The organism is Ruminococcus sp. RTP21359st1_H3_RTP21359_211015, assembly GCF_040909065.1.
Taxonomy (GTDB): domain Bacteria; phylum Bacillota; class Clostridia; order Oscillospirales; family Ruminococcaceae; genus Hominimerdicola; species Hominimerdicola aceti.
The window spans coordinates 1-3,783 of the sequence record NZ_JBDGDD010000063.1 but is presented as its reverse complement, the minus strand read 5'-3'; the positions used below and the strand labels follow the sequence as shown (position 1 = coordinate 3,783).

Annotated in this window: 8 protein-coding genes and 1 pseudogene; 1 reads left to right on the top strand and 8 read right to left on the bottom strand. The window is 45.1% G+C overall.

Translation table 11 applies throughout. The features are described 5' to 3' along the window. The 5 genes and pseudogenes from AB5Z01_RS13535 to AB5Z01_RS13515 all read right to left on the bottom strand — a co-directional run. Positions 1 to 153: pseudogene (locus tag AB5Z01_RS13535) on the bottom strand (mobilization protein); the annotation flags it as partial. Then, a complete protein-coding gene (gene mbpA / locus AB5Z01_RS13530; protein ID WP_004327437.1) occupies positions 150 to 449 on the bottom strand; it encodes a mobilization protein MbpA in 300 nt (99 codons plus the stop codon). The pseudogene AB5Z01_RS13535 and the gene mbpA, both read right to left, overlap by 4 nt. Before the next feature lie 192 nt (positions 450 to 641). Further along, a complete protein-coding gene (locus tag AB5Z01_RS13525; protein WP_004295503.1) occupies positions 642 to 839 on the bottom strand; it encodes a hypothetical protein in 198 nt (65 codons plus the stop codon). A 10-nt stretch (positions 840 to 849) separates the two neighbouring features. Continuing rightward, positions 850 to 1,125, bottom strand: a complete 276-nt coding sequence (locus tag AB5Z01_RS13520) for a type II toxin-antitoxin system YoeB family toxin (RefSeq protein WP_004327436.1) — start codon at positions 1,123 to 1,125, stop codon at positions 850 to 852. Then, a complete protein-coding gene (locus AB5Z01_RS13515; RefSeq protein ID WP_004295507.1) occupies positions 1,122 to 1,373 on the bottom strand; it encodes a hypothetical protein in 252 nt (83 codons plus the stop codon). The genes AB5Z01_RS13520 and AB5Z01_RS13515 overlap by 4 nt, the downstream gene beginning before the upstream one ends. A 412-nt stretch (positions 1,374 to 1,785) precedes the next feature. On the opposite strand from AB5Z01_RS13515, the gene AB5Z01_RS13510 reads away from it, so the two are divergent. Continuing rightward, positions 1,786 to 2,811, top strand: a complete 1,026-nt coding sequence (locus AB5Z01_RS13510) for a replication initiation protein (RefSeq protein ID WP_004295509.1) — start codon at positions 1,786 to 1,788, stop codon at positions 2,809 to 2,811. Positions 2,812 to 2,847: 36 nt separating this feature from the next. Here AB5Z01_RS13510 and AB5Z01_RS13505 read toward each other — a convergent pair whose 3' ends face one another. The 3 genes from AB5Z01_RS13505 to AB5Z01_RS13495 form a co-directional block, all read right to left on the bottom strand. After that, positions 2,848 to 3,078 carry a hypothetical protein gene (locus AB5Z01_RS13505; protein WP_004295510.1) on the bottom strand — a complete coding sequence of 77 codons (231 nt, stop codon included), beginning with the start codon at positions 3,076 to 3,078 and terminating at the stop codon, positions 2,848 to 2,850. Between the two features lie 19 nt (positions 3,079 to 3,097). Further along, a complete protein-coding gene (gene mbpC, locus AB5Z01_RS13500) occupies positions 3,098 to 3,550 on the bottom strand; it encodes a mobilization protein MbpC (RefSeq protein ID WP_004295511.1) in 453 nt (150 codons plus the stop codon). After that, on the bottom strand, positions 3,507 to 3,783 hold a 277-nt coding region (locus tag AB5Z01_RS13495; protein ID WP_368365610.1), incomplete at its 5' end, for a relaxase/mobilization nuclease domain-containing protein. The genes mbpC and AB5Z01_RS13495, both read right to left, overlap by 44 nt.

Genomic DNA, 3,783 nt, shown 5'->3' with positions numbered 1-3,783 from the left:
CGGTTTCATTTCCTGCACCATTTCCGCACCAGTACACCCATAAAGTTCATGCCGGGCTATCTCGGTGGCTACTGCCTGCCCGTTTATCTCTTTGGCGAGGTCGTACTCCAATGCCGCCACACCATGTGATATGCTTTTCCCTTTCCCTATCATCGTGAGAGTATTTTTTTGAGCTCTGTAATTAGTGCCCGGTTCTCCTCGAACACTTCCCGGTACTGGCGACCACCGAAGTAGTTGTTCAGCCGTTGGAGCGTTCCTTTCAACTGGGCTATGTCCCGGAGAAGCTGCCGTTCCTCCTCGGTGTACCTCTCCCTTGGGCGCCCCCCAAGGGACAAACTCCGGCAGTATTCCGATACGCTTAGACTGCACCGGGCTGCCTGCTCCGCAAGTGCGTCCTTTTCAAGTTCGGTACACCGGAATGTAATCTTTTCGTTCCGTCTTAGTTCCATGCCACAAAGGTAATCTTAAAATCTTTTTGAGCAAAGCGAGAAAGGCAAGAAATGTCCGACAAGGACACTTCTTGCTATATATACACATGCCGCATGGGAATACATCCACGCCAACCGCCCAGCAAAAAGCCCCGGCGTGTTAGAAAATCCCCCACAGCCTAACAAATTCTACCCCATTTCTACCCAAGGGGATTACACGCCGCAGAAGTCATCCGGGAACATGTCTTCCAGTTCGTCCAAATCAATGGTTTCTTCTTCGGACACCTCCACCCATTCAATGTTTTCTTTCCCTCTTATCGCACATGAGTACATCTCGGCGGCGGCAAGAGAAGAGAACACCTCGTGCATAGGCTCGCCGTTCTCTAACCAGTAAACACAATATTCGACCATAACAGTTTTATCATTTATCGTTGTAATGCCCCTCTACCTCCAAGATGTAGACCTCTACCACTTCCTCGTAAATGTCATAGATTATCCGGTCATGGGCGGTAATGTGTCGAGACCATGTAATATCCCCACCGCCCCTTAACGCTTCGGGATGCCCAAGCCCAGTCTTAGGGTGCTCTAACAATTCTTTGTAGATTTTCTTATACTTCTTGAACAAATTGGGGTTTGATTTCTTCCATTTGGCAATCACCTTATCCACCCCGTCGGAAACCCTAATTGTGTACATCATAGACTATCGAAATAAGCGTCAATATCCTCACTGCTTTTGAGGGTAACACACTTTCCGGATTTGATTTCTTCCCTTGCCTTGTCAATCCTTGCTTGCAGCTCCGGGGTTATCATCAAATCTTCACGACCAACTTTTACCAAAGCGTAAATCTCGTTTTTCCTGCGAATTAGTACCTGCTCGCCATTGTCAGCTTTGGTGAAAGACGCTGCGAGGTTGTTACGGTATTCTCTTACTGATAATGCTTCCATATCTGTTTGCTTTTAAATTCAGCACAAAGATAGCTATATTTCAATAAAATACAAACATTTTGTACACAAACGTGTACACGCCATAAAAACCCGTTTCCAATCCTACCGCCCGTTGGTTGGTTTTGCTTTGCTCTTTTTCCCTATCGTTTTTCTTTTTCCGACAGTAAATCAACCACTTAGCTCTATAAATTCCCCTTGTCTGTTATAAGCATCGTCTGTAATATGCTCTATCACTTCTTCGCAAACGCCCATAAATAAAGGGATTAGAACATGTGTTTCCCCACACTTTGGGAGTTTAGTCCCCACACTTTGGGAGTTTAAAAGTAAATTAGTCCCCACACTTTGGGAGTTTTACCCCTCTTTTTTTGTTTTAATGTGGGGATTGTGTATATTTGCAGCAAATCAATCGTTTATGAAAAAGAAACTACCTATTACCAAGAATAAAGATGTTGTTGTTTCATGGGTATATACATGGTCAAAACAGCAAGACATGTCCATACACGAACAAAGAATAGTTCTTCGCATACTGGAAGCGTGCCAAGCTGAACTAAAGGGAGTAAAACTGAAAGATTATGCAGGCACGAAACGCAAGTTTGAGCATGGACTTTGGGATGTTGATGCACAAATGCATGTATCTGACGTTATTTTTTCCGGACGTGATTACAATGAAATCATAGCCGCACTCGATTCTTTGGCAGGACGTTTTTTTACTTACGAAGATGACGAGGAATGGTGGAAGTGCGGATTTATATCTAACCCAAAATATAAAAAACGCACTGGCATTATAACCTTTCGTGTGTCTAACGACCTTTGGGATGTGTTTACCAAGTTCGCCAAGGGGTACAGAGAATTTGAGTTAAACAAGGCTCTTGCGCTACCTACTGGGTATTCCCTTAGGTTTTACATGTTAATGAGTGGGCAGGTGTACCCTTTGGATATATCCCTTGAAAACTTGAAAGACCGTCTTGGCATACCTGCGGACAAATACAAGGACAAGAACGGAAAAGACAGAATAGATCATTTTGAGGAAAGAGTTTTGAAACCAGCAAAGGCTGCGCTTGATGAGAGCTGCCCATACACTTTCAACTACGTGAAAGTGCGTGAAAACCCAAACAACAAACGTAGCAAGGTGACCGGGTTTAGGTTCTACCCGGTCTATCAACCACAGTTCAGAGATGAAGAACTGGAAGGGAAAGAATTGCAAGCAAAGGTTACAGCACGATATCAGATAGACAGCCATGTGTACGAGTACCTCCGTTATTCCTGCGGCTTCACATCGGAAGAGATAAACCGGAACAAAGAGACATTCATAACGGCACAAGAAAAGATAACCGACCTTATCGGAGAACTGGCTCTCCTAAACGGAAAATCACGAGAAAAGAACAATCCGAAAGGGTGGATTATAAACGCCCTTAAAGGGAAAATCAAGGATAAGTAACAAGATTACCCGGCTGAAACACTCCGGGTAATCTTGTCAAATCAGAGGAACGATTTCCATTTCTACACCAAGTTCTTTCATCTGCTGTTGTATTTCCTCGCTGCTTAGTTTCTCTCTCGCCAGTGCAAGCCCATGAAAGGCGTCCCAGCCTGCCGGCTTCGAAACGATACTACCGTTTAGGACGGCATGGGTGATTTCGCCGCCGGACTTCGCACCCTTGTTCAGTATGAAGAAGAACCGGGGTTCTTCGTGTTCCGTTGTTCCCATAATTCGTAAAGTTAGATGTTTATTTATTCCCCTTTTGTTCCCTTGCCTGCTCTTGGTAGTATTCATAATACTGCTTGTAGTTGTCCCGGTCTTTGGCTGCATCCGTCCAAAGATAGCACATGAAACAAGCGAACAATAGGGAGATAACAGCACAAAGGATTGAGTAGAACGAAATTCGTTTGTCCACATAACCGCCGTTTTTCATTCTGTACCCCTGCCGTTCAAAGTCCGCCAACACGTTTTTTAGGCGATTTTCGGCACTTTCAAGGCTTTTCCCGTCTATTTGTACCTTTCGGGCTGTTGCGTCCTCTATGCGCTTCGTATAGACTTCAACACGCTTTAGTTCTTGATACACCAGTTCTACCGCAAGCTGCGGGTTTACCCTTGGCGTTGTATCTTTTCTTTTCCGGGGGCTGTACTGTCCCTGCTTAACGTTGGAAGCTGCCGCTTCCGGGTGTGAGTTTGTTTCCATGAGATATGTTCATTGAGTTGCACTTCAGTTTGCTTTGTGTCCGCTCGATATGGGCGAGAGTGTAGCCTTTCCCTATCTCGCTTGCCTTATACTCCGTACCGCTTCGGGCTGTGACATAGTAGCCGTTAAGTTTCCCGGTGCTTGCCCTGGCTTCCCGGACTTTAAAACCTCTCTTACCAAGTTCTTCCTTGAATTTGGTAAAGTCAAAGCCCTGCATCTTCTTCAATACGCCG